22 protein-coding genes and 1 riboswitch are annotated in these 19,935 nt (G+C 73.1%); of the genes, 13 read left to right on the forward strand and 9 right to left on the reverse strand.

Going from position 1 to position 19,935, the window contains the following annotated elements; genetic code table 11:
- Positions 1-123 precede the first annotated feature (123 nt).
- Complete coding sequence (locus EV562_RS23875) at positions 124-708, forward strand: hypothetical protein (protein ID WP_133888900.1); 585 nt, start codon at positions 124-126, stop codon at positions 706-708.
- A gap of 14 nt (positions 709-722) precedes the next feature.
- On the opposite strand, the gene EV562_RS23880 is transcribed toward EV562_RS23875, so the two are convergent.
- Positions 723-2,126, reverse strand: coding sequence for a trehalose-6-phosphate synthase (locus tag EV562_RS23880; RefSeq protein WP_133888901.1), 1,404 nt, complete (start codon positions 2,124-2,126; stop codon positions 723-725).
- A gap of 146 nt (positions 2,127-2,272) precedes the next feature.
- On the opposite strand from EV562_RS23880, the gene EV562_RS23885 reads away from it, so the two are divergent.
- Positions 2,273-3,007, forward strand: coding sequence for a hypothetical protein (locus EV562_RS23885; RefSeq protein ID WP_133888902.1), 735 nt, complete (start codon positions 2,273-2,275; stop codon positions 3,005-3,007).
- Between the two features lie 12 nt (positions 3,008-3,019).
- Here the strand turns inward: EV562_RS23885 and EV562_RS23890 are convergent, their stop codons facing one another.
- A complete protein-coding gene (locus EV562_RS23890) occupies positions 3,020-3,964 on the reverse strand; it encodes a glucosyl-3-phosphoglycerate synthase (protein ID WP_133888903.1) in 945 nt (314 codons plus the stop codon).
- Between the two features lie 141 nt (positions 3,965-4,105).
- Positions 4,106-4,253, forward strand: a riboswitch (SAM riboswitch).
- 17 nt (positions 4,254-4,270) lie between these two features.
- Here EV562_RS23890 and thrC point away from each other — a divergent pair.
- From thrC to EV562_RS23925, 7 genes are all read left to right on the forward strand, one after another.
- Positions 4,271-5,590 carry a threonine synthase gene (thrC, locus tag EV562_RS23895; protein ID WP_166661967.1) on the forward strand — a complete coding sequence of 440 codons (1,320 nt, stop codon included), beginning with the start codon at positions 4,271-4,273 and terminating at the stop codon, positions 5,588-5,590.
- Positions 5,587-5,862 (forward strand): MoaD/ThiS family protein, encoded by a 276-nt coding sequence (locus EV562_RS23900; RefSeq protein WP_133888904.1) that lies wholly within the window; start codon positions 5,587-5,589, stop codon positions 5,860-5,862. Before thrC ends, EV562_RS23900 begins: the two co-directional genes overlap by 4 nt.
- A 417-nt stretch (positions 5,863-6,279) precedes the next feature.
- On the forward strand, positions 6,280-6,483 hold the full coding sequence (locus EV562_RS23905; protein ID WP_004929928.1) for a cold-shock protein: 204 nt from the start codon (positions 6,280-6,282) through the stop codon (positions 6,481-6,483).
- Between the two features lie 326 nt (positions 6,484-6,809).
- Complete coding sequence (groL, locus tag EV562_RS23910; protein WP_007388714.1) at positions 6,810-8,435, forward strand: chaperonin GroEL; 1,626 nt, start codon at positions 6,810-6,812, stop codon at positions 8,433-8,435.
- Positions 8,436-8,693: 258 nt separating this feature from the next.
- Positions 8,694-9,824, forward strand: a complete 1,131-nt coding sequence (locus EV562_RS23915) for an NADH:flavin oxidoreductase (RefSeq protein WP_133888905.1) — start codon at positions 8,694-8,696, stop codon at positions 9,822-9,824.
- 49 nt (positions 9,825-9,873) lie between these two features.
- Positions 9,874-11,415, forward strand: a complete 1,542-nt coding sequence (locus EV562_RS23920; protein ID WP_133888906.1) for a carboxylesterase family protein — start codon at positions 9,874-9,876, stop codon at positions 11,413-11,415.
- Entirely contained in the window at positions 11,412-11,759 is a 348-nt protein-coding gene (locus EV562_RS23925; RefSeq protein ID WP_133888907.1) for a hypothetical protein, read from the forward strand. The genes EV562_RS23920 and EV562_RS23925 overlap by 4 nt, the downstream gene beginning before the upstream one ends.
- A 27-nt stretch (positions 11,760-11,786) precedes the next feature.
- Here EV562_RS23925 and EV562_RS23930 read toward each other — a convergent pair whose 3' ends face one another.
- Positions 11,787-12,395 (reverse strand): TetR/AcrR family transcriptional regulator, encoded by a 609-nt coding sequence (locus EV562_RS23930; RefSeq protein ID WP_133888908.1) that lies wholly within the window; start codon positions 12,393-12,395, stop codon positions 11,787-11,789.
- 93 nt (positions 12,396-12,488) lie between these two features.
- On the opposite strand from EV562_RS23930, the gene EV562_RS23935 reads away from it, so the two are divergent.
- A complete protein-coding gene (locus tag EV562_RS23935; RefSeq protein WP_133888909.1) occupies positions 12,489-13,238 on the forward strand; it encodes an SDR family oxidoreductase in 750 nt (249 codons plus the stop codon).
- 25 nt (positions 13,239-13,263) lie between these two features.
- Here EV562_RS23935 and EV562_RS23940 read toward each other — a convergent pair whose 3' ends face one another.
- The 4 genes from EV562_RS23940 to EV562_RS23955 all read right to left on the reverse strand — a co-directional run bounded on the left by EV562_RS23940 (position 13,264) and on the right by EV562_RS23955 (position 16,652).
- On the reverse strand, positions 13,264-13,857 hold the full coding sequence (locus tag EV562_RS23940; protein ID WP_133888910.1) for a TetR/AcrR family transcriptional regulator: 594 nt from the start codon (positions 13,855-13,857) through the stop codon (positions 13,264-13,266).
- An 85-nt stretch (positions 13,858-13,942) separates the two neighbouring features.
- On the reverse strand, positions 13,943-14,512 hold the full coding sequence (locus EV562_RS23945) for a hypothetical protein (RefSeq protein ID WP_133888911.1): 570 nt from the start codon (positions 14,510-14,512) through the stop codon (positions 13,943-13,945).
- 110 nt (positions 14,513-14,622) lie between these two features.
- A complete protein-coding gene (gene murQ, locus EV562_RS23950; RefSeq protein ID WP_133888912.1) occupies positions 14,623-15,558 on the reverse strand; it encodes an N-acetylmuramic acid 6-phosphate etherase in 936 nt (311 codons plus the stop codon).
- A 134-nt stretch (positions 15,559-15,692) separates the two neighbouring features.
- A complete protein-coding gene (locus tag EV562_RS23955) occupies positions 15,693-16,652 on the reverse strand; it encodes a MurR/RpiR family transcriptional regulator (protein ID WP_133889120.1) in 960 nt (319 codons plus the stop codon).
- Between the two features lie 67 nt (positions 16,653-16,719).
- Here EV562_RS23955 and EV562_RS23960 point away from each other — a divergent pair, with 67 nt between their 5' ends.
- Complete coding sequence (locus tag EV562_RS23960; RefSeq protein WP_133888913.1) at positions 16,720-17,100, forward strand: hypothetical protein; 381 nt, start codon at positions 16,720-16,722, stop codon at positions 17,098-17,100.
- A gap of 10 nt (positions 17,101-17,110) precedes the next feature.
- Complete coding sequence (locus EV562_RS23965; RefSeq protein ID WP_133888914.1) at positions 17,111-17,425, forward strand: DUF4031 domain-containing protein; 315 nt, start codon at positions 17,111-17,113, stop codon at positions 17,423-17,425.
- Here the strand turns inward: EV562_RS23965 and EV562_RS23970 are convergent.
- Positions 17,407-18,495 (reverse strand): GNAT family N-acetyltransferase, encoded by a 1,089-nt coding sequence (locus EV562_RS23970; protein WP_133888915.1) that lies wholly within the window; start codon positions 18,493-18,495, stop codon positions 17,407-17,409. The genes EV562_RS23965 and EV562_RS23970 overlap by 19 nt on opposite strands.
- Before the next feature lie 9 nt (positions 18,496-18,504).
- Positions 18,505-19,185: a hypothetical protein gene (locus EV562_RS23975; RefSeq protein WP_133888916.1), complete on the reverse strand. Its 681-nt coding sequence runs from the start codon at positions 19,183-19,185 to the stop codon at positions 18,505-18,507.
- Between the two features lie 93 nt (positions 19,186-19,278).
- On the opposite strand from EV562_RS23975, the gene EV562_RS23980 reads away from it, so the two are divergent.
- Positions 19,279-19,929: a TetR/AcrR family transcriptional regulator gene (locus tag EV562_RS23980; RefSeq protein WP_133888917.1), complete on the forward strand. Its 651-nt coding sequence runs from the start codon at positions 19,279-19,281 to the stop codon at positions 19,927-19,929.
- The last annotated feature ends 6 nt before the right edge of the window (positions 19,930-19,935 follow it).

Raw genomic sequence — 19,935 nt, forward strand, 5'->3', positions numbered from 1 at the left:
CCCCGCCCGTCACAGGCGTGTCCGGACGCCGGTGGCGGGGCAACCCGGTCCGCGGCCCCCGGCTCTTGCACGCCGTAGAGCCTGTTCACCGAGGCGCAGGCCCAGGACCGTGGAGGAACCGCCATGACCGTTCGGAAGACCCCGATGCTCGCCCTCGCCACCGTCGCCCTCGGCCTGGCGCTCACCGCCTGCGGCACCGGCCAGGACGGCGGCGGCCCCCACGACGCCCTGGCCTCCGGCTCACCCACCGCCACCGCGCCCCCCGCGGCCGGCAAGGGCACCGCCACCGGCGGCTCGTCGTCCGGCGCCCCGAAGCAGGACGGGGTGAAGTGCACGGACCAGCTCGACTACGCCGGTGACCCGCGGTCGAACGCGGAGATCAACTCGATCGGCGCGGACACCGGCACCTGCCCCGCCCCGCGGACCGGCGGCTCGTCGTCCGGCGCTCCGAAGGGGGACGGGGTGAAGTGCACGGATCAGCTCGACTACGCGGGCGACCCGCGGTCGAACGCGGAGATCAACTCGATCGGCGCGGACACCGGCACCTGCCCCGCCCCGCGGACCGGCGGCTCGTCGTCCGGCGCTCCGAAGGGGGACGGGGTGAAGTGCACGGATCAGCTCGACTACGCGGGCGACCCGCGGTCGAACGCGGAGATCAACTCGATCGGCGCGGACACCGGCACCTGCCCGCCGGTCCAGGCCGGGTAGCCCGCGCCCGCCCGTCAGCCCCGCAACGCGTCGAGCTGCTCCAGGAACCACCGCGCCGGGGGCAGCGCGGTGCCGGCGGCCGCCAGCCGCTTCGACCGCTCGGCCCGTTCCCCGGCCGGCAGGCCGAGCGCCCGGTGCAGCGCGTCGGCGGTCCCCACCACGTCGTACGGGTTCACCACCACCGCGTCCTCGCCCAGCTCCTCGTACGCCCCCGCCTCCCGCGACAGCACCAGCGCACACCCCGCGTCGGAGACCACCGGCACCTCCTTCGCGACCAGGTTCATCCCGTCCCGGACGGGGTTGACGAGCGCCACGTCCGCCAGCCGGTAGGCGGCCAGCGACCGCGCGAAGTCGTCCTTCAGGTTCAGCACCACCGGCGTCCACCCCGGCGTGCCGAACTCCTCGTTGATCGCCTCCGCGACCCGCCGCACCTCGGCCGTGTAGTCCCGGTACACGGCGAGATCCTGCCGCGAGGGGTAGGCGAAGGCGACGTGCACGACCCGCTCGCGCCACTCGGGCCGCCCCGCCAGCAGCTCCCGGTACGCCAGCAGCCCCCGCACGATGTTCTTGGACAGCTCGGTCCGGTCCACCCGCACGACGGTGCGGCGCGGGCTCCCGTCCGGCGCCGTGCCGATCTCCTCCCGCAGAACCGCCATCCGGTCCTCGACGTCGGCCTCGTGCGAGCGCTTCCGCAGGAAGTCGCCGTCGGCGCCGAGCCCGTGCACGCCGATCTCCGTACCGCCGAGCCCGCCCACCACGGCGTCGCAGCAGGCGGTGAACGCGTCGGCCCAGCGCCGGGTGAGGAACCCGAGCCGGTCGGCGCCCAGCATCCCGCGCAGCACCTGCTCGGCGATGTCGTCCGGCAGCAGCCGGAAGTAGTCGACCGGAGCCCACGGCGTGTGCGAGAAGTGGCCGATCCTGAGGTCGGGGCGCAGCTCGCGCAGCATCCCCGGCACCAGCGTCAGGTGGTAGTCCTGCACGATCGCGACCGCGCCCTCGGCCGCCTCCTCGGCCAGCGCCTCGGCGAAGGCCCGGTTGTACGCCTCGTAGGAGGCCCACTGCCGCCGGAACTCCGCGTCGAAGACCGGCTCCAGGGGCGTCTGGTAGAGCATGTGGTGCACGAACCACAGCACCGAGTTGGCGATCCCGTTGTACGCGTCCGCGTGCACGTCGGCCGGCACGTCCAGCATCCGTACGCCGTCCTCGCCGACCCCGCGCCGCACCGCCTCGCGGTCGCCCTCGCCGAGTGCCGAGCACACCCACAGCGCGCCGGCGTCCGGCCCGATGGCCGAGAGCCCCGAGACCAGACCGCCACCGCCCCGTTTGGCGTGCAGCGACCCGTCCTCCCGCACCTCGTACGAAACCGGTCCCCGATTGGACGCGACCAGCACCTGAGCAGCACCGAAGCTTGAAGCCATACGCCTCAACCTAGCCCGGCCCCTCAGACCTCAAACGTGCGCAGGCGTCCCCTCGGCTGCGATTCGGTCACACGACTTGTGCAGGAAGTGTGAACAGGCCGAGGATGTGCGGTGCGCATTTCAACTATCTGGGGGGTGGGCGAAGCATGCCCATACGTACACGGCGCCCGCGCACCGGCGGACTCGCCGGCACGGCGGCGCTGATCGCGGCCGGCGCCCTGGCCCTGGCGGGCTGCGGCGACGGCGACACGGGGACGAGGGCGGACGAGCCGGCCGCGGCGGTCACGCCGGCCGCCACCGCCACCGGCACGGCGACGCCGGGCGACAGCCCCACCCCCGAGGCGTCCCCCGCCACCGGGACCCCGGCTCCGGCGCCCACCCCCACGCCCACCCCCGTCACGCTGCCGGACCTCACCGGCGGCAGCATCGCGGCGGCCGTCCGCGCCGCCGAGAAGGCGGACGTCGGCTACACCGTGGTCCTCCAGGGCACCGGGCAGCGGGCCTCCTCCTGGGGCAGCGGCGAGAAGGTCTGCGAGCAGAGCGGCGGCTCCGGCGCCGTGACCTTCACCGTCCCCCGCGACGGTCGCGACTGCGCCGGGCGCCTGCTGCACACGCCGAAGCCGACCCCGAAGCCGTCGAAGACACGGGACGGCGGCACGGGCACAACCAGCGGCGGTACGGGCGGCACCGGGGGCGGCGGTACCGGCGGCGGCTCCGGCGCCTGCGAGCTGAAGAGCCCCGCGGGCAACTGCTACGCCGACGGCCAGTTCTGCGCGAACAAGCACCACGGACTGAGCACCCACGGCCGGGGCGGCGAGTACCTGACCTGCGAGCAGGACTCGGCGGGCCGGTGGCGCTGGTCGGACGGCGTCCCGGGGTGAGACCCCCGAGGCCTACGCCACCCTCCGGGCCGCGTACTCCGCGATGTCCGTCATCGGGGGCCGTTCCTCGGTGTCCACGGCGTGGGTGCGCGCCTCGAAGCCGTCGGCGCCCCGCTCGAACTGGGTGAGGGCCGGCCGGAGCAGGTGGCCGCGGGCCAGCCGGAGCTGGGCGGTGCGGTAGATCGCGGCGGCCATCCGGCCCAGCGCCCGGCCGTCCTGGTGGCGGTGGACGCGCACCCCGACGTCGACCTGCGCGAGCGCGTCCAGCCCCACCAGGTGCAACGCGTCGACCAGCATGCCCAGTTCGACGCCGTAGCCGACCGGGAACGGGAGCCGTTCCAGCAGCGAGCGGCGGGCCGCGTACTCGCCGCCCAGCGGCTGGACGAAGCCGGCCAGCTGCGGCCAGTGCATGTTGAGCAGCGGGCGGGCCATCAGCTCCGTGACCCGGCCGCCCTGCCCGGGGGCGGCGCCGAGCGGACGGTCGTACATGGCCTTGACGAGGTGCACGTCCGGGTCGGTCAGCAGCGGGCCCACGATCCCGGAGACGAAGTCGGCGGAGAACTCGCGCAGGTCGGCGTCGACGAAGCAGACGATGTCCCCGCCGGTGACCAGCAGCGAGCGCCACAGCACCTCGCCCTTGCCGGGCACGGCGGGGATGCGGGGCAGGATCGCGTCGCGGTGCACGACGCGCGCACCGGCCGCCGCGGCCACCTGCGAGGTACGGTCGCTCGACCCGGAGTCCACGACCACGACCTCGTCGACGAGCGGGACCCGGCCCATCAGCTCCCGCCGGATCACCGTGACGATGTCGCCGACCGTGGCCTCCTCGTCCAGCGCGGGGAGCACCACGCTGACCGACTGCCCGGTGGCGCGCTTGGCGGACAGGAGCTGCTGGACCGGCCGGTCCGCGGCGCGCCAGGAGCGTGCGGCCAGCCAGCGCTCGACTTCTTCCAGCACGTCCGGTGGCTCCTTTGTGATCCATCTCGCGGTACGGACGACTATCTCAACCGTCCTGGCCTTCGGTTACAGTCTTGAACAACGCGAGGGACCACCGCATGCCGGGGTCGCCGCGTGCACAACGGAAAAACAACCACATACCGCTCATCCAGAGGGGCAGAGGGATACGGCCCGATGAAGCCCCGGCAACCCTCCAGCCGGCTCTTGTCACACAGACGTGGCGAGGCTCCCGGCTAGGGAAGGTGCCAAATCCGTCTCACGGCGAGATGCGTCGTGAGGAAGATGAGGAGAAAGGGCCTCGCCTCCATGGCTGTGCAGACTGCCGAAAGCACCACGAACCCCACGAACACCGCGTCCTCTGCGAACGCCTCGGGTTCCCCCGTCGACCTCGGCCCCGCCACCGCCCTGAGCTGCCGGGAGTGCGGCCACCGGGTACCGCTCGGACCGGTCTTCGCCTGCGAGGAGTGTTTCGGCCCGCTGGAGATCGCCTACGACTTCTCCGGCCACGACACCGAAGAGCTGCGCAAGCGGATCGAAGCGGGCCCCGCGAACATCTGGCGCTACGCCCCCCTGCTGCCCGTCCCGGCCGACGTGGCGACCAAGCCGAACATCAACCCCGGCTGGACCAAGCTCGTCAAGGCCGACAACCTCGCCCGCGAGCTGGGCGTCACCGGCGGGCTCTACGTCAAGGACGACTCCGGCAACCCCACGCACTCCTTCAAGGACCGCGTCGTCGCCCAGGCCATCGAGGCCGCCCGCGCCTTCGGCTTCACCACCCTGTCCTGCTCCTCCACCGGCAACCTGGCCGGCGCGGTCGGTGCCGCCGCCGCCCGGGCCGGCTTCCGCTCCTGCGTGTTCATCCCGCACGACCTGGAGCAGGGCAAGGTCGTCATGGCCGCCGTCTACGGCGGCGAGCTGGTCGGCATCGAGGGCAACTACGACGACGTGAACCGCTTCTGCTCCGAGCTGATCGGCGACCCGGCCGGCGAGGGCTGGGGCTTCGTCAACGTCAACCTGCGCCCGTACTACGCCGAGGGTTCCAAGACCCTCGCGTACGAGATCTGCGAGCAGCTCGGCTGGCGGCTGCCCGACCAGCTCGTCGTCCCGATCGCCTCCGGCTCCCAGCTCACGAAGATCGACAAGGGGCTGCAGGAGCTGATCAAGCTCGGCCTGGTCGAGGACAGGCCGTACAAGATCTTCGGCGCGCAGGCCGAGGGCTGCTCGCCGGTCTCCACGGCGTACAAGGGCGGTCACGACGTGGTCCGGCCGCAGAAGCCGGACACCATCGCCAAGTCGCTGGCCATCGGCAACCCGGCCGACGGCCCCTACGTCCTCGACATCGCCCGCCGCACCGGCGGTGCCGTGGAGGACGTGACCGACGAGCAGATCGTGGACGCGATCAAGCTGCTCGCCCGTACCGAGGGCATCTTCGCGGAGACGGCGGGCGGCGTGACGGTCGGCGTCACGAAGAAGCTGATCGAGGACGGCGTCCTCGACCCGTCGCTGACCACGGTCGTCCTCAACACCGGCGACGGCCTCAAGACCCTCGACGCGGTGGCCGGCACCGGCCTCACCGCCACGATCCGTCCCAACCTGGACTCCTTCCGAGAGGCTGGCCTCGCATGAGCGTGACCGTTCGTATCCCGACCATCCTGCGCACCTACACCGGCGGCAGTGCCGAGGTCAGCGCCGAGGGGGCCAACCTCGGCGAGGTCATCTCCGACCTGGAGAAGAACCACACGGGCATCGCCGCCCGCGTCCTGGACGACCAGGGCAAGCTGCGCCGTTTCGTCAACGTCTACGTCAACGACGACGACGTGCGCTTCGAGCAGGGCCTGGAGACGGCGACGCCGGACGGCGCGGGCGTCTCGATCATCCCGGCGGTCGCCGGCGGCTGATCCTCCGCAGATACACCTTGCAGTGCGTATTGCCCTCTCCGTGAGAGAAACGGAGGGGGCAATTCCATGTGATTGAGCGCGGTAGAGTTGGGGAACGCGCTCCCGCTCGAAACAACGGGAACCGTTGATTCCTGCCGCTCGTCCGACAAGAAGCAGCCAAAGTGCGGGCGTATTGTGCGGCTTTTGTGCCCTTTGTGTGCCCCGACTTGACCCGAATTCAGGCGAATTCTCGCTACATTCCGGACCGGGTGCGTCCAGATTTCTCGTCCGATTGACCTGTTGCAGACGGCAGTTGGACAGATACATTCAGCCGCGGTCGACGCGTTCCGGCGCACGCCCCCAGTCGTGGGGGGTGAGGTCTGACCCGGGTCCGCGAAGTGCGGATCTGTGCAAGGGCCAGTAATAGGGGAGTTAGGCATGGCTCAGGGCACCGTCAAGTGGTTCAACGCGGAGAAGGGGTACGGCTTCATCGCGGTCGACGGTGGTGCGGATGTTTTCGTCCACTACAGCGCGATTCAGATGGACGGCTACCGCACCCTCGAAGAAGGCCAGCGGGTCGAGTTCGAGATCTCGCAGGGTCAGAAGGGCCCGCAGGCCGACATGGTTCGCCTCAGCGCCTGAGACGCTCGGCCACCACAGCACCCGGTCTTCATCCGAAGGGCCCGTACCCGCTGGGTACGGGCCCTTCGGCCTGCCCGGAGGCGCGCCGTCCCCTTGTTCGCGGGTGGCTGAGCGCGGGGCCCGATCCCCGAGAGGCGCTTGCACTCGACCATGCCGAGTGCTAATCATTGGCGTTAGCACTCTGAAGGTGAGAGTGACAACGAAGGACCGGGTCGGTGAGGCCCGCAGGCCGGGTGGGGAAGGAACCACAAGGCCGGCGAGCCGTCCGTCGCGGGCGCGGGCGCGGTCCGAAGGAATCACCCCCAGTCCTGGAGGGACCACTTCACATGGCCAAGATCATCGCGTTCGACGAGGAGGCACGGCGCGGCCTCGAGCGCGGCATGAACCAGCTCGCGGACGCCGTCAAGGTGACGCTCGGCCCCAAGGGCCGCAACGTCGTCCTCGAGAAGAAGTGGGGCGCCCCCACGATCACCAACGATGGTGTCTCCATCGCCAAGGAGATCGAGCTCGAGGACCCGTACGAGAAGATCGGCGCCGAGCTGGTCAAGGAAGTCGCCAAGAAGACGGACGACGTCGCCGGTGACGGTACGACCACCGCGACCGTTCTCGCCCAGGCCCTGGTCAAGGAAGGCCTGCGCAACGTCGCGGCCGGCGCCAACCCGATGGCCCTGAAGCGCGGTATCGAGAAGGCCGTCGAGGCCGTCTCCGCCGCCCTGCTGGAGCAGGCCAAGGACGTCGAGACCAAGGAGCAGATCGCCTCCACGGCCTCCATCTCCGCCGCCGACACCCAGATCGGCGAGCTCATCGCCGAGGCCATGGACAAGGTCGGCAAGGAAGGCGTCATCACCGTCGAGGAGTCCCAGACCTTCGGTCTGGAGCTGGAGCTCACCGAGGGTATGCGCTTCGACAAGGGCTACATCTCGGCGTACTTCGCCACCGACATGGAGCGTATGGAGGCGTCGCTCGACGACCCGTACATCCTGATCGCCAACTCCAAGATCGGCAACGTCAAGGACCTGCTGCCGCTCCTGGAGAAGGTCATGCAGTCGGGCAAGCCGCTGCTGATCATCGCCGAGGACGTCGAGGGCGAGGCCCTGTCGACCCTGGTCGTCAACAAGATCCGCGGCACCTTCAAGTCCGTCGCCGTCAAGGCCCCGGGCTTCGGCGACCGCCGCAAGGCCATGCTCGGTGACATCGCCATCCTCACGGGCGGCGAGGTCATCTCCGAGGAGGTCGGCCTCAAGCTCGAGAACGCCACGCTGGACCTGCTGGGCAGCGCGCGCAAGGTCGTCATCACCAAGGACGAGACCACGATCGTGGACGGCGCCGGCTCGGCCGACCAGGTCCAGGGCCGCGTCAACCAGATCCGCGCCGAGATCGAGAACAGCGACTCGGACTACGACCGCGAGAAGCTCCAGGAGCGTCTGGCGAAGCTGGCCGGCGGCGTGGCCGTCATCAAGGCCGGTGCCGCCACCGAGGTCGAGCTCAAGGAGCGCAAGCACCGCATCGAGGACGCCGTTCGCAACGCGAAGGCGGCCGTCGAGGAGGGCATCGTCGCCGGTGGTGGCGTGGCCCTGCTCCAGGCCTCCCAGGTCTTCGAGAAGCTGGAGCTGTCGGGTGACGAGGCGACCGGCGCCAACGCCGTGAAGCTCGCCCTGGAGGCCCCGCTGAAGCAGATCGCCGTCAACGGTGGTCTCGAGGGCGGCGTCGTCGTGGAGAAGGTCCGCAACCTGACCGTCGGTCACGGCCTGAACGCCGCTTCCGGCGAGTACGTCGACATGATCGCCGAGGGCATCATCGACCCGGCGAAGGTGACCCGTTCCGCGCTGCAGAACGCCGCCTCCATCGCCGCGCTGTTCCTCACCACCGAGGCCGTCATCGCCGACAAGCCGGAGAAGGCCGCCGCGGCGGGCGCCCCGGGCGGCATGCCGGGCGGTGACATGGACTTCTGATCGACCGCTTCCGGTTGATCGGCCGTCCCGCACGGACCGAGGGCGGCACTCCCCGCGAGGGGGGTGCCGCCCTCGGGCGTTTCCGTGACCCGGCCCCGACCGGCCCCGACCGGCCCCGACCGGCCCGCCGGATGTGGTCCGGGTCACGGCGGGTCGGCGGCCGTGGACGGAATGCCGCGGCCGGGCGGGAGGGTTCACCGAGGAGTGCGATGAATGCGCGCGCACATACCGTCCGGTATCGACTTCAGGAGCCCCCACGTGACCGTCACCCCCGCCGAGGCCGCCTCGCGCGCCGCCCGGCTTCTCGCCCGCCCGGCCGTGATCAACGGCCTCACCGTGCCCAACCGCATCGCGATGGCGCCGATGACCCGCATGTTCTCCCCGGGCGGCGTCCCCGGCGAGGACGTGGTGTCGTACTACGCGCGCCGCGCCGCCGCCGGTGTCGGGCTGATCGTCACCGAGGGCACCTACGTCGGTCACGACTCCGCCGGGCAGAGCGACCGCGTCCCGCGCTTCCACGGCGACGAGCAGCTCGCCGGGTGGGCGAAGGTCGCCGAGGCGGTGCACGCGGCGGGCGGCACGATCGTCCCGCAGCTGTGGCACATCGGCATGGTCCGCAAGGCCGGGGAGCCGCCCTTCGCCGACGCCCCCGCCGTCGGCCCCTCCGGCCTGCGCATCGGCGAGGACGAGCCCACCGGCACCGCGATGACCCGGAGCGACCTGGACGACGTGGTCGGTGCCTTCGCCGAGTCCGCCGCGGCCGCCGAGCGCCTCGGCTTCGACGGCGTGGAGATCCACGGCGCCCACGGCTACCTCGTCGACCAGTTCCTGTGGTCCGGCACCAACCGCCGCACCGACGCCTACGGCGGCGACCCCGTGGCCCGGACGAAGTTCGCCGCCGAGATCGTGGCCGCCGTACGGGAGAGGGTCTCCGCCGACTTCCCCGTGATCTTCCGCTACTCGCAGTGGAAGCAGGAGGCCTACGACGCCCGCCTCGCCGAGACCCCCGAGGAGCTGGAGGCCATCCTCTCCCCGCTGGCCGCGGCCGGGGTGGACGCCTTCCACGCCTCCACCCGCCGCTACTGGGTCCCCGAGTTCGAGGACTCGGACCTCAACCTCGCGGGCTGGACCAAGAAGCTCACCGGCAAGACCGCCATCACCGTCGGCTCGGTCGGCCTCGACGGCGACTTCACCAAGGCCTTCCAGGGCCAGGGCGCCCCGATCGGCAGCCTCGACAACCTCCTCGACCGCATGGAGCGCGACGAGTTCGACCTCGTCGCCGTCGGCCGCGCCCTGCTCCAGGACCCGCAGTGGGCCGAGAAGGTCCTCGCCGGCCGCTTCGACGCGCTCGCCCCGTACGACGCGGCGGCGATCAAGACCCTGAGCTGACGGGACCCTCGGCCGGGCGCGGTGCGTACCGCGGCGTAGGGTCCGTGGGATGACGATCACTGGATCCGTGGAGTCGGCAGAACCCGTGGTGCGCACCGGCTGCGGCGTGGTGCGCGGTCGCGACGAGGACGGTCTGACCGTCTTCCGCGGCATACCGTTCGCCCAGGCCCCGGTGGGGGACGCCCGGTTCGCCGCCCCGCGCCGCCCCCGCCCCTGGGACGGCATACGCGACGCGTTCGCCTTCGGCCCGCCGCCCCCGCAGGACCTCGGGGCCGTAGGGGCCGCCGGCCCGCCGGACGTGCCCGCGGGCGACGACTGGCTGACGGTCAACGTGTGGACCCCGGCACCCGACCCGGCCGCCCGCCGTCCGGTCATGGTCTGGATCCACGGCGGCGCCTACAAGATGGGCCACTCCGGCAGCCCCGCCTACGACGCCCGCCGCATCGCCGCCGACGGCGACCTCGTCGTCGTCACCCTCAACTACCGCCTCGGCATGGAGGGTTTCGCCCACATCGAGGGCGCCCCCGCCAACCGGGGCCTGCTCGACCAGGTCGCGGCGCTGGTCTGGGTGCAGGAGAACATCACCGCGTTCGGCGGTGACCCCGACCAGGTCACGGTCTTCGGCGAGTCGGCGGGCGCCGGTTCCGTGGCGTCCCTGCTGGCCATGCCCCGCGCGGCCGGGCTCTTCCGGCGGGCCGTCGCCCAGAGCGTGCCGGGCACGTTCTTCTCCACCGGACTCGCCGCCGACATCGGTACCGCCCTCGCCGGCGAGCTGGGCCTTCGCCCGACCGTCGAGGACCTCGCGGGGATCGCTCCGGACCAGCTCGTCAGGGCCGGGCAGGCCCTCGCCCCGAAGATGCCGGGCAACGTGCCGCGCTGGGGCCGGGCCGCGCCGACGGTCACCCCGTACGCGCCCGTCGTGGACGGTGAGTTCCTGCCGGTCACGCCGTGGCGGGCGCTGGCGTCCGGCGCGGCCCGGGACGTCGACCTGATGGCCGGTCACAACCGCGACGAGAACCGCCTCTTCACCGCGCTGGCGGGCAAGCTCGGCGAGATCGGCGAGGACCGCGCGAGCGCCGCCCTGCGCCTGTACGCCCCGGGCGGCGAGGCCGCCTACCGTGCCGCGTTCCCGGAGGCGTCGGCCAACGACCTCTACGAACGCGTCCAGACCGACTGGCTGTTCGCGATGCCGTCGCTGCACCTGGCCGAGGCCCACCTCGCGGGCGGCGGCCGGGCCCACGTCTACGAACTCACCTGGCCCGCCCCCGCCTTCGACGGCGCCCTGGGCGCCTGTCACGCCCTCGACATCCCGCTCCTCTTCGGCACCTTCCAGGAGAGTCTCGCGCTGCTCCAGTTCGGCGGCGCGGAGCCGTCCGAGGAGGCGCTGGCCCTGTCCTCCCGCTTCCGGGCCGACTGGACGGCGTTCGCCCGAACCGGCGACCCGGGCTGGCCCGCGTACGACACGCGCCGGCGCCTCGTGCGGGTGTTCGACGCCGAGCCGGCCGTCGCGCCGTACCCGGAGGAGACCTCCCGGCGCCTGTGGGACGGGCACGAGTTCACGCCGCTGCCGCTGGTGGGCCAGGAGGCGTGAGCTTCCGGGGTGTCCTGCTGGGCCTGTTCGTCGTCCCGGTCGTCGCCGGCGGGTACTTCCTCACCGAGGCGGCGACCGCGGGCGACACCCCGCGGTGCACGGGCATCATCCAGGAGTACGGGGACGCGGAGCGCTCCGGACCCATGAAGCCGGGCCAGACGTGCGAGCTGTACGACTTCACCGACGGCCGCTCGGCGGGCACCCGGACGTACGAGCAGCAGAGGAAGGCCCAGGCGGACGGGGCGGCGGACGACTACCGGACCGGGGGCTGGTGGCTGGCCTACGGCGTGGCCGGGCTGACCGTGGTCACCACCCACCGCTTCCTGGAGCGCCGCCGCTCCTGACTCCGCCGCGCGGCGCCAGGCGTGCCGTCAGGCGGGTGGCCAGTCGCGCAGGGCCGTGTCGGCCACCCGCTGGAGCTCTTCCCGGTCCGCGCCCCCGGTGGCCTGCACGGCGATGCCGTTGGCGAACGTCATGAGGTAGCGGGCGACGTGCAGCGGGTCGGTGTCCGGCGGCAGGTCCCCGTCGTCGACGGCCTGCCGGAACCGGTCGCGCAGCCGGCCGACGCCCCCTTCGCGCCAGTCGGCGAGCAGGTCGCGCGCGGAGCGTCCGGTCTCACCCGAGGCCAGCGAGCCCTGGACGCCCAGGCAGCCGGCCGGGCAGTCGGGGCGGGTGCTGACCTGGACGGCACCCCGCAGGAAGGCGGTCGCCACCTCGCGGGCGGTCGGTTCGCGCAGGGCGCGGGCGACGTAGGAGGCGGGGCCCTCCTCGTAGCGTTCGAGCGCCTTGCGGAACAGGTCCTCCTTGTTGCCGAAGGCCGCGTACATGCTGGTGCGGGTGATGCCCATGGCGCCGGTCAGGTCGGTGAGACTGGCGCCCTCGTAGCCCTGCTCCCAGAAGACCCGCATGGCCTTTTCCAGGGCCTCGTCGGCGTCGAAGCCCCTCGGCCGGCCGGTCGGCCCCTTCCGTCGCGTCTCCATGCCGCCAGTCTACGTCTTCCGTATCGGTCGGTACAGATGTGCTACGGTCGATTTCAGTACCGATCGGTACTGAATCTCTGGAGGTCATTCACCATGGGACAGCTCGAAGGCAGGACCGCCGTCGTCACCGGCGGCGGCACGGGGATCGGTCTGGCCAGCGCGGTGCGGCTGGCGGACGAGGGTGCGCACGTGTTCATCACCGGGCGGCGCAAGGCCGTGCTGGACGCGGCCGTGGAGGTCATCGGCGCCGAGCGGGTCACGGCGGTGGCCGGTGACGTCTCGGACCCGGCCGACCTGGACCGGCTCTACGACGCGGTCCGCGCTCGCGGCCGGGGACTCGACGTGGTCTTCGCGAACGCGGCGACCGCCTCGCTCGTGCCGCTGGAGGAGATCACCGAGGAGCGGTACGAGGAGATCTTCGGCGTCAACGTGCGGGGCACGCTCTTCACCGTGCAGAAGGCGCTGCCGCTGCTCAACGACGGTGCCTCGGTGATCCTCAACGCCTCCACCGCCGCCGACAACGGAGCGGAGGCGTTCAGTCTCTATGCCGCCTCCAAGGCCGCCGTCCGGACCTTCGCGCGGGGCTGGGCCAACGAGCTCAAGGGCCGTGGCGTCCGGGTCAACGCGATCTCCCCCGGGCCGGTGGACACCCCCGGGATCACCAACCTCTTCGGCGGGTCGAACGCGCCCGCCGTCCAGACGAAGCTCGCCGGGGACACGGCGATCGGCCGGATGGGGCGTCCCGAGGAGGTCGCCGCCGTGGTGGCCTTCCTCGCCTCGGACCAGAGCAGCTTCGTCCTCGGCGCCAACTGGTACGTCGACGGCGGCGAGAACCAGATCTGACCCCGGCGGGGGAAACGGCGGGGGGTCAGCCCCGGTCCGCTCCGTCCGGCGCCACGATGCGCTCCACCGCCGCCGTCACCAGCCGGTCCCGCTCCTCCTCGGTGAACACGTCCGGCAGCGTGAGCTGTTCGACGATCAGCCAGTTCAGGGCGAGCATGAGCAGCTTGACGGCCATGGCGTCACCGGGAAAGCCGGACGCCTCGTGGTAGGCCACGTTGGCGGCCACGTCCTCGCGGACGCGCTCGGTCAGCACCGCGCGCAGCTCGGGGCGCCGGGTGGCCTCCAGGCGCAGCTCCAGCAGGGCGAGGTAGCCGGTGCGGAACGAGGCGACGCGGTCGACCAGCTCACGCATCAGCTGCACGTAGGTGTCCCGGTCGCGGCCGGCCGCGCGCTGGCGGGCGATGGTGGCCTCGTCGGGATGCAGCCGCTCGTAGACGCGGGCGCCCGCCTGGGTGAGCAGGTCGTCGCGGTTCGCGAAGTAGTTGGACGCGGTGCCGGCCGGGACGGCGGCCTCGGTGTCCACCGCCCGGAAGGTCAGGCCCCGGGCGCCCTGCGCGGCCAGCACCTCGATCGCGGCGTCGACGAGGGCGGCGCGGCGCTGGTCGTTGCGTCTCACCATGTCCGGCTCCCGGCTCCGGGCGCGCACGCGCCTTCACAGTACTCCAGGCAGAGTACTACGGATGGAGTGATGGAAGGAGGCCCGGTCAGAGGCCGCCCATCGGCTCGATGTCCACCCGCACCGGTGTGCCCCACACCCGCAGCACCTCGTAGTCGGTGAACTCGTGGACCAGCCGGTACGCCGTCGCCGCGCGCGGACCACGCAGTTGGGCCGCGATGTACAGCTCGGCCTCGCGGCGGTCACGGCGCGGGGTGCCGCACAGCTGCCACGTCTGGCCGGTCCACAGCTCGGGCAGCCACCGCTGCTGGGGCTGCGGCCGGTCGCCCCGCACGCCGTAGCGGGAGGGGACCGGCTCGGTGGGCCGGGCGGGCAGCGGTCCGCCGTTGTACTCGGCGCGGCGGGCCGTGCGGCGGCGGGTCTCGCACAGCAGGCAGAGGTCGGGGGCGGCCGCGTCCACCGGACCGTTCGGGTGCTCGGGGCAGCGGGTGCTGGGCGCCGCCGTCGTGACGCTCTCCTCCAGCTGGTCCAGCGCGCGCTTCAGGTCCGCGCGGACCTCGTGGAGCTTGGCCTCGGGGGTGTCGGCGGTCAGGGCCTCGCCGTGCTCACCGAGGAGACGCAGGGCGCGGCCCAGGGCGGTCAGCTGGGCGTGGTTCATGCTCCTCAGAATCGCACACGGCACCGGCCGCCCCGGGCGGACGGCCGGACGGGACGGGCACGGGCTACCGCCACCCGACGCCCTGCCGGCCCGCGTACCGTCCGGCGCGGTCAGCCGAGCGCCGCCCTCAGGGCCGCCCGCAGGTGGCCGGCGGACTCCTCCAGGAGGCGGGCGGCCGTGGGGCCGTCCACGTCGGCCAGCAGGACCAGGATCGCGTGCTTGACCTCGCCGTCGGTCGCCGTCAGGGCCCTCTCGATGTCGTCGTCGCCGGCGCCGGTGGCGAGCGCGACGATGCGGCGCGAGCGGGCCCGCAGCTTCTCGTTGGAGGCGCGGACGTCCACCATCAGGTTCCCGTACGTCTTGCCGAGCCGGATCATCGTGATCGTCGACAGCATGTTCAGGACCAGCTTCTGCGCCGTGCCGGCCTTCAGCCGCGTCGAGCCGGTGAGCAGCTCGGGTCCGGTGACCACCTCGATGCCGTGCTCGGCGGCGGCGGCCAGGGCGCTGTCCCCGTTGCAGGCGAGGCCGACCGTCAGGGCGCCCAGCGAGCGGGCGTGCTCGACGGCGCCGACGGCGTACGGGGTGCGGCCGGAGGCGGAGACGCCGACCACCGTGTCGTCGGCGGTCAGCGCGAGGGCGTCCAGGTCGGCGCGGGCCAGCTCCGGGGAGTCCTCGGCGCCCTCGACGGAGGTGACCATGGCGTCCGGGCCGCCCGCGATCAGGCCGACGACCTGCCCGGGGGTGGTGTTGAAGGTGGGCGGGCACTCCGAGGCGTCCAGCACGCCGAGCCGGCCGGCCGTCCCGGCGCCCGCGTAGACCAGCCGCCCGCCGCGCGCCATGCGGGCGGCCACCGCGTCGATGGCGGCGGCGATCTCGGGCAGCCGCTCGGTGACGGCGGCGGGCACGGTGGCGTCCTCGCCGTTCATCAGCCGCGCGATGTCGAGCGTCGGCAGCTGGTCGATCTCGGCCAGCTCCGGCCGGAACGCCTCGGTGGTCAGCGTCTCCAACTGGGAACGGATGTCGGGGTGGTGGGGGGTGGAGGTCATGAGGGTATGGCTCTTTCCAGTGACGTGTGGATGCCGGGCGGTGCGAGGCTCCGAGGGGCGCGGGGCTGTGCCGATGTGCGGCTGTGCCGCGTGGGCGCGACCAGCCGCAACGGACCGGTGGTCGCGCACGGCGGTCACCTGCCGCGGTCTCCCGCGACCCCGCGGAGCGCCCCGTGCCGGTGCGCCAGCGCCTCGTAGGAGGCGGCCAGCGCCGGCGCCGCCGACTCGTAGGTGCGCTGCGCCACCCCCACGAACAGGCAGTCCACGACCAGCAGCTGACTGGTCCGCGACGACATCGCCGCCGGCCGCAGCTCGCTCTCCCGGGCGGTGGACGTGGTCAGCACGTGGTCGGCGTACTGGGTGACGGGGCTGTCCGGGCGGCCGGTGACGGCGATGGTCGTCGCGCCGCGCTCGAAGGCGACCCGCAGCGGTTCGATCACGTCCCCCGTCGAGCCGGAGTGCGTGATCGCCAGGGCCACGTCCCCGGCGCGCAGCTGCACCGCGTTGGTGACGGCGAGGTGCGTGTCGCCCGGCGCGTGGGCTATGAGCCCTATGCGCAGCATCTTCTGGGTGAGGTCCTGGGCGACCAGGCCGGAGGCGCCGATGCCGTACACGTCGGTGCGGCGGGCGGCGGCCAGTGCGGCGACGGCCGCGCCGAGCTGGACGGTGTCCAGGCCGGCGGCGGTGTCCGCGAGCGTCTGCTGCTCGTCGTAGGCCAGCTTGGCGACCACGTCGGCGATCGGGTCGTCGACCGCGATGTCGGTGGTGATGGCGGGCGCGCGGCCGGACTGCTGCTGGGCGGCGAGCCCGGCGAGCGCGAGGCGCAGATCACGGTAGCCGGGGTAGCCGAGCAGCCGGGCGGTGCGGACGACGGTCGCCTCGCTGGTGCCGGTCAGCTCGGCCAGGCCGGTGACCGTGAGGGCGGCGCAGCCGGCCGGGTCGCCCGCGACGGCCTCGGCGACCCGCTGCATGGACCGGGTCATCGACGGTGCCAGCGTGCGCACCTTGGCCGCGAGGGCGGCGGGCGCGGGCGGCGCGCTCCCGCCGCCGGCGGCGCGGCGGCCCCCGGAGGCGCTGGCGAAAGTTTCCTTCAGTTCATCGGTCACTCATGAAAGATATTTTCGTTTCGGTCCGCGGGTCAAGAGTGCGCACAATGGGTGCATGGACCCCATCAGCCCCCTGGAGCAGGCGCTGCACGCCGCGCGCGCCCTGGTGCTCGCCGATCTGGTGGCGGGCGAGGTCGCCGAACCGGACGTCGTCTCGCTCGTCGAGGAGTCCGTCGCGCAGCGGCGCTGGTGGGTCGAGCAGTGGCCCGAGGGCGCGGAGTTCGTGGCGGGGCTGGTCGCCCAGGACGTGCAGGACGCCCTGCTGGAGCGGTACGGCCGCTGGCCGCTGTGCCCGGTGTGCGGGTCCGGCGACCCCCATGCGCTGGACGTCGAGCCCGAGCTGGGTCCCGATCCGCACTGGGTGTGCGGCAAGGCCGGCGTGAAGGTCGCGGCGGTCGGCTCGCTGGGCGCGGCCCCCGGCGGTGCCCCGGCGTGAGGACCCTCCGGTGACCGTCTACATCGACCCGCCGACCTGGCCGGGCCACGGCCGTCTGTGGTCGCACCTGGTCAGCGACGTCTCCTACGCCGAACTGCACGCCTTCGCCGCGGCCCTGGGCGTGCCGCGCCGCGCCTTCGAACGCGACCACTACGACCTGCCCGCCCAGCGGTACGCCGACGCCGTGTCCGCCGGTGCGCTGGAGGTCAGCAGTCGCGAGGTGGTGCGGCTGCTGCACGGGGCGGGACTGCGCCGCCGCAAGGGTGCCGCCGGTCCTGGCCCCGGGTCCGCTCCCGGCGCCGGTGCTCAGCCGCGCAGCTCGTAGGCGACCTGCCCGGCGCCCTCGCCGCCCGCGGCGGACTCCCCGGCGGCCCGGGTGAACCCGGCCCGTACGAGGACCGCCTGCGACGCGGTGTTCTCCCGGTCCGTGGTCGCGCACACGGACGTCACCTCCTCCCGTGCCAGCGCCCACGCGGACAGCGCGCGCAGCCCCTCGGTCGCGTACCCCCGCCCCCGGGCCGCCTCGACGAGGTCGTAGCCGATCTCCACCCGGCCGTCCTCGTCCGGCGCCCCGTGGAAGCCCATGCCGCCGACCGCGTGCCCGTCCGCGCGCCGCACGAGCACGAAGACGCCCCACTCCGGCCGGTGCACCCCCGCCTCGTACGCCTTCAGCAGCATGCCGGCGGCGTCCCGGGTGCCCTGGAAGGGGCCGCCCCCGGCCCACGCGAAGCCGCCGTCGCCGCCCGCGGCGAGGTCGGTGGCGGCGGCGGGCGTGACGCCCTGGAGGGTGAGCCGTTCGGCCGGGACCACCAGGTTGTTGCACCAGCGCCACTCGGTGACCGGGGCGCGGCCCGGCAGGTCGCCGCGTCCGGTGGCCCACAGCAGGGTGCGCCAGGGGTCGGCGCCCGGCCGGACGTGCGGGAAGATCCGGGTGAGCAGGTCCGTGCACAGCTCGGCGGGCGGTTCGTGGACCAGCCCGAGGCCCTCGGCGATGTCGTGGGTGTGCAGCAGCACCTCGGTGATCCCCATCGCGGCGAAGCCCTCGCGGTCCGCGCTGCGGAAGGGGGACGGGTGGAAGGCCCGCACCTCGGGCGGGGTGGTGCGGACGGTGGCGGCGAGCAGGGCGCCGGTCGTCTCGATCACCTGGAGCACGTCCTCGTTGCCGGCGGCCTCCTCCAGAGTGATCCCGAAGGGGACGTACCCCTCGGTGGCGCGCCCGGCCAACTGGCCGGCGTAGGCGATGAGGTCGTCGGCGACGTGCTCCGCCGTGTACCGGCAGTCCCAGTCGAGCCGCCCGGCCCGCATGCCGCGCCAGTCCCGGTCCGCCGCCGTCCGCAGCAGCGCCACGGCGCCCGCGACGGCCTCCGCCACCTGTTCCCCGCCCATGGTCCGCATGGGGGAACGCTAGACGTCCGGGGTGTCCGGGAGCGACAGCATTTCCAGCTCGCCGGTGAGGTTGCGGCGGGCGGTCGCCTCCCACTCCCGCCGTCCGTACGGGGTGTGGAACAGGGCGGGCAGGCCGAGCAGTTGGCGCAGGATCGCGGCCCGGCCCGCGCGGAAGGCGTCGCTCGGCACGAAGTGGTACTCCGCGCGGACGGCCGCCGTGTACGCCGCGTACGCCGACGGCGGTGAGGCGAGGACCGCCAGGTCCGCGTCGCACAGCACCTGCCCGTCGCGGTCGTCGCCGGCCGGGGCGTGGGTGACGGTGAGCCGGACCAGCCGGGCCACCTCGGCGGTCTTCTCCGCCGTCACCCCGGCCTCGGGCAGCGCGCGTTCGGCGAGCCGGGCCGAGCGCTCCTCGTTCTCGGACCGGTCGGGCAGGTACACGGCGTCGTGGAACCAGGCGGCGAGGCGTACGACGTCCACGTCGCGGGCGTGCTCCGCCAGCACGTCGACGTGGTCCAGGACGGCGGTGAGGTGCGCGAGGGTGTGGTACCGCCGCTGCGGCTCCTGCCAGCGGGCCAGCAGGTGGTCGGCGTACGGCGTGGGGTCGGGGGCGGCGGTGCCGGGAGCGGTGACTCCCGCCAGGGCGCGGGCGAACCGGTTGCGCAGGACGTCGAGGGCGGCGGGATCGGGGGCGGCCATGCGCGCATTCTTCCAGATAATGATCGTGATAGCTTCTAACCGACCTGAGGAGATCCCGGCCGGACGAGCCGGGCGAGAGGCGGCGGACGGACCATGACGGAGGCGCGCACGAGCACCCCGCGGGAGCGGTACCGCACCCAGGTGCGTGCGGAGATCAAGGAACACGCCTGGGAGCAGATCGCCACGGCGGGCGCCTCCGCGCTCTCCCTCAACGCGATCGCCAAGCGGATGGGCATGAGCGGACCCGCGCTCTACCGCTACTTCGACGGCCGCGACGAGCTGATCACCGAACTCATCCGGGACGCCTACCGCAGCCAGGCCGACACCTTCCGCGCGGCCGCCGAGGCCGGCGCCGGCCCGGCCGCCCTCGCGCACGCCCTGCGCGCCTGGGCCCTGGACGACCCGCAGCGCTACTTCCTCATCCACGGCACCCCCGTCCCCGGCTACCACGCACCCGGCGACATCACCGAGATCGCCGCCGAGACCATGGCGGTCATCGTCGACGCCTGCGCCGCGCTGCCCGCGCGGGACGGCGGCACCGACGCCTTCGACGCGCACCTCGACACCCACCGGCAGTGGGCGGGGGAGCGGGCGGCCGACCCGGCCGCCCTGCACCGGGCCCTGTCCTTCTGGACCCGGCTGCACGGCGTCCTGTCCCTGGAGCTCGCGGGCCAGTTCACCGGCATGGGATTCGACCCGGCTCTTCTCTTCGACGCCGAACTGAAGGACCTGCTCGGCCCCTAACGTGGA

The organism is Streptomyces sp. BK208 (assembly GCF_004364245.1).
Classification (GTDB): Bacteria; Actinomycetota; Actinomycetes; order Streptomycetales; family Streptomycetaceae; genus Streptomyces.

Excerpts from the sequence above, each read along its gene's own strand:
- EV562_RS23875 (WP_133888900.1), top strand. The coding sequence starts at position 124 with ATGACCGTTCGGAAGACCCCGATGCTCGCCCTCGCCACCGTCGCCCTC.
- EV562_RS23880 (WP_133888901.1), bottom strand. The coding sequence starts at position 2,126 with ATGGCTTCAAGCTTCGGTGCTGCTCAGGTGCTGGTCGCGTCCAATCGG.
- EV562_RS23885 (WP_133888902.1), top strand. The coding sequence starts at position 2,273 with ATGCCCATACGTACACGGCGCCCGCGCACCGGCGGACTCGCCGGCACG.
- thrC (WP_166661967.1), top strand. The coding sequence starts at position 4,271 with ATGGCTGTGCAGACTGCCGAAAGCACCACGAACCCCACGAACACCGCG.
- EV562_RS23900 (WP_133888904.1), top strand. The coding sequence starts at position 5,587 with ATGAGCGTGACCGTTCGTATCCCGACCATCCTGCGCACCTACACCGGC.
- EV562_RS23905 (WP_004929928.1), top strand. The coding sequence starts at position 6,280 with ATGGCTCAGGGCACCGTCAAGTGGTTCAACGCGGAGAAGGGGTACGGC.
- groL (WP_007388714.1), top strand. The coding sequence starts at position 6,810 with ATGGCCAAGATCATCGCGTTCGACGAGGAGGCACGGCGCGGCCTCGAG.
- EV562_RS23920 (WP_133888906.1), top strand. The coding sequence starts at position 9,874 with ATGACGATCACTGGATCCGTGGAGTCGGCAGAACCCGTGGTGCGCACC.
- EV562_RS23930 (WP_133888908.1), bottom strand. The coding sequence starts at position 12,395 with ATGGAGACGCGACGGAAGGGGCCGACCGGCCGGCCGAGGGGCTTCGAC.
- EV562_RS23935 (WP_133888909.1), top strand. The coding sequence starts at position 12,489 with ATGGGACAGCTCGAAGGCAGGACCGCCGTCGTCACCGGCGGCGGCACG.
- EV562_RS23940 (WP_133888910.1), bottom strand. The coding sequence starts at position 13,857 with ATGGTGAGACGCAACGACCAGCGCCGCGCCGCCCTCGTCGACGCCGCG.
- EV562_RS23945 (WP_133888911.1), bottom strand. The coding sequence starts at position 14,512 with ATGAACCACGCCCAGCTGACCGCCCTGGGCCGCGCCCTGCGTCTCCTC.
- murQ (WP_133888912.1), bottom strand. The coding sequence starts at position 15,558 with ATGACCTCCACCCCCCACCACCCCGACATCCGTTCCCAGTTGGAGACG.
- EV562_RS23960 (WP_133888913.1), top strand. The coding sequence starts at position 16,720 with ATGGACCCCATCAGCCCCCTGGAGCAGGCGCTGCACGCCGCGCGCGCC.
- EV562_RS23970 (WP_133888915.1), bottom strand. The coding sequence starts at position 18,495 with ATGCGGACCATGGGCGGGGAACAGGTGGCGGAGGCCGTCGCGGGCGCC.
- EV562_RS23975 (WP_133888916.1), bottom strand. The coding sequence starts at position 19,185 with ATGGCCGCCCCCGATCCCGCCGCCCTCGACGTCCTGCGCAACCGGTTC.
- EV562_RS23980 (WP_133888917.1), top strand. The coding sequence starts at position 19,279 with ATGACGGAGGCGCGCACGAGCACCCCGCGGGAGCGGTACCGCACCCAG.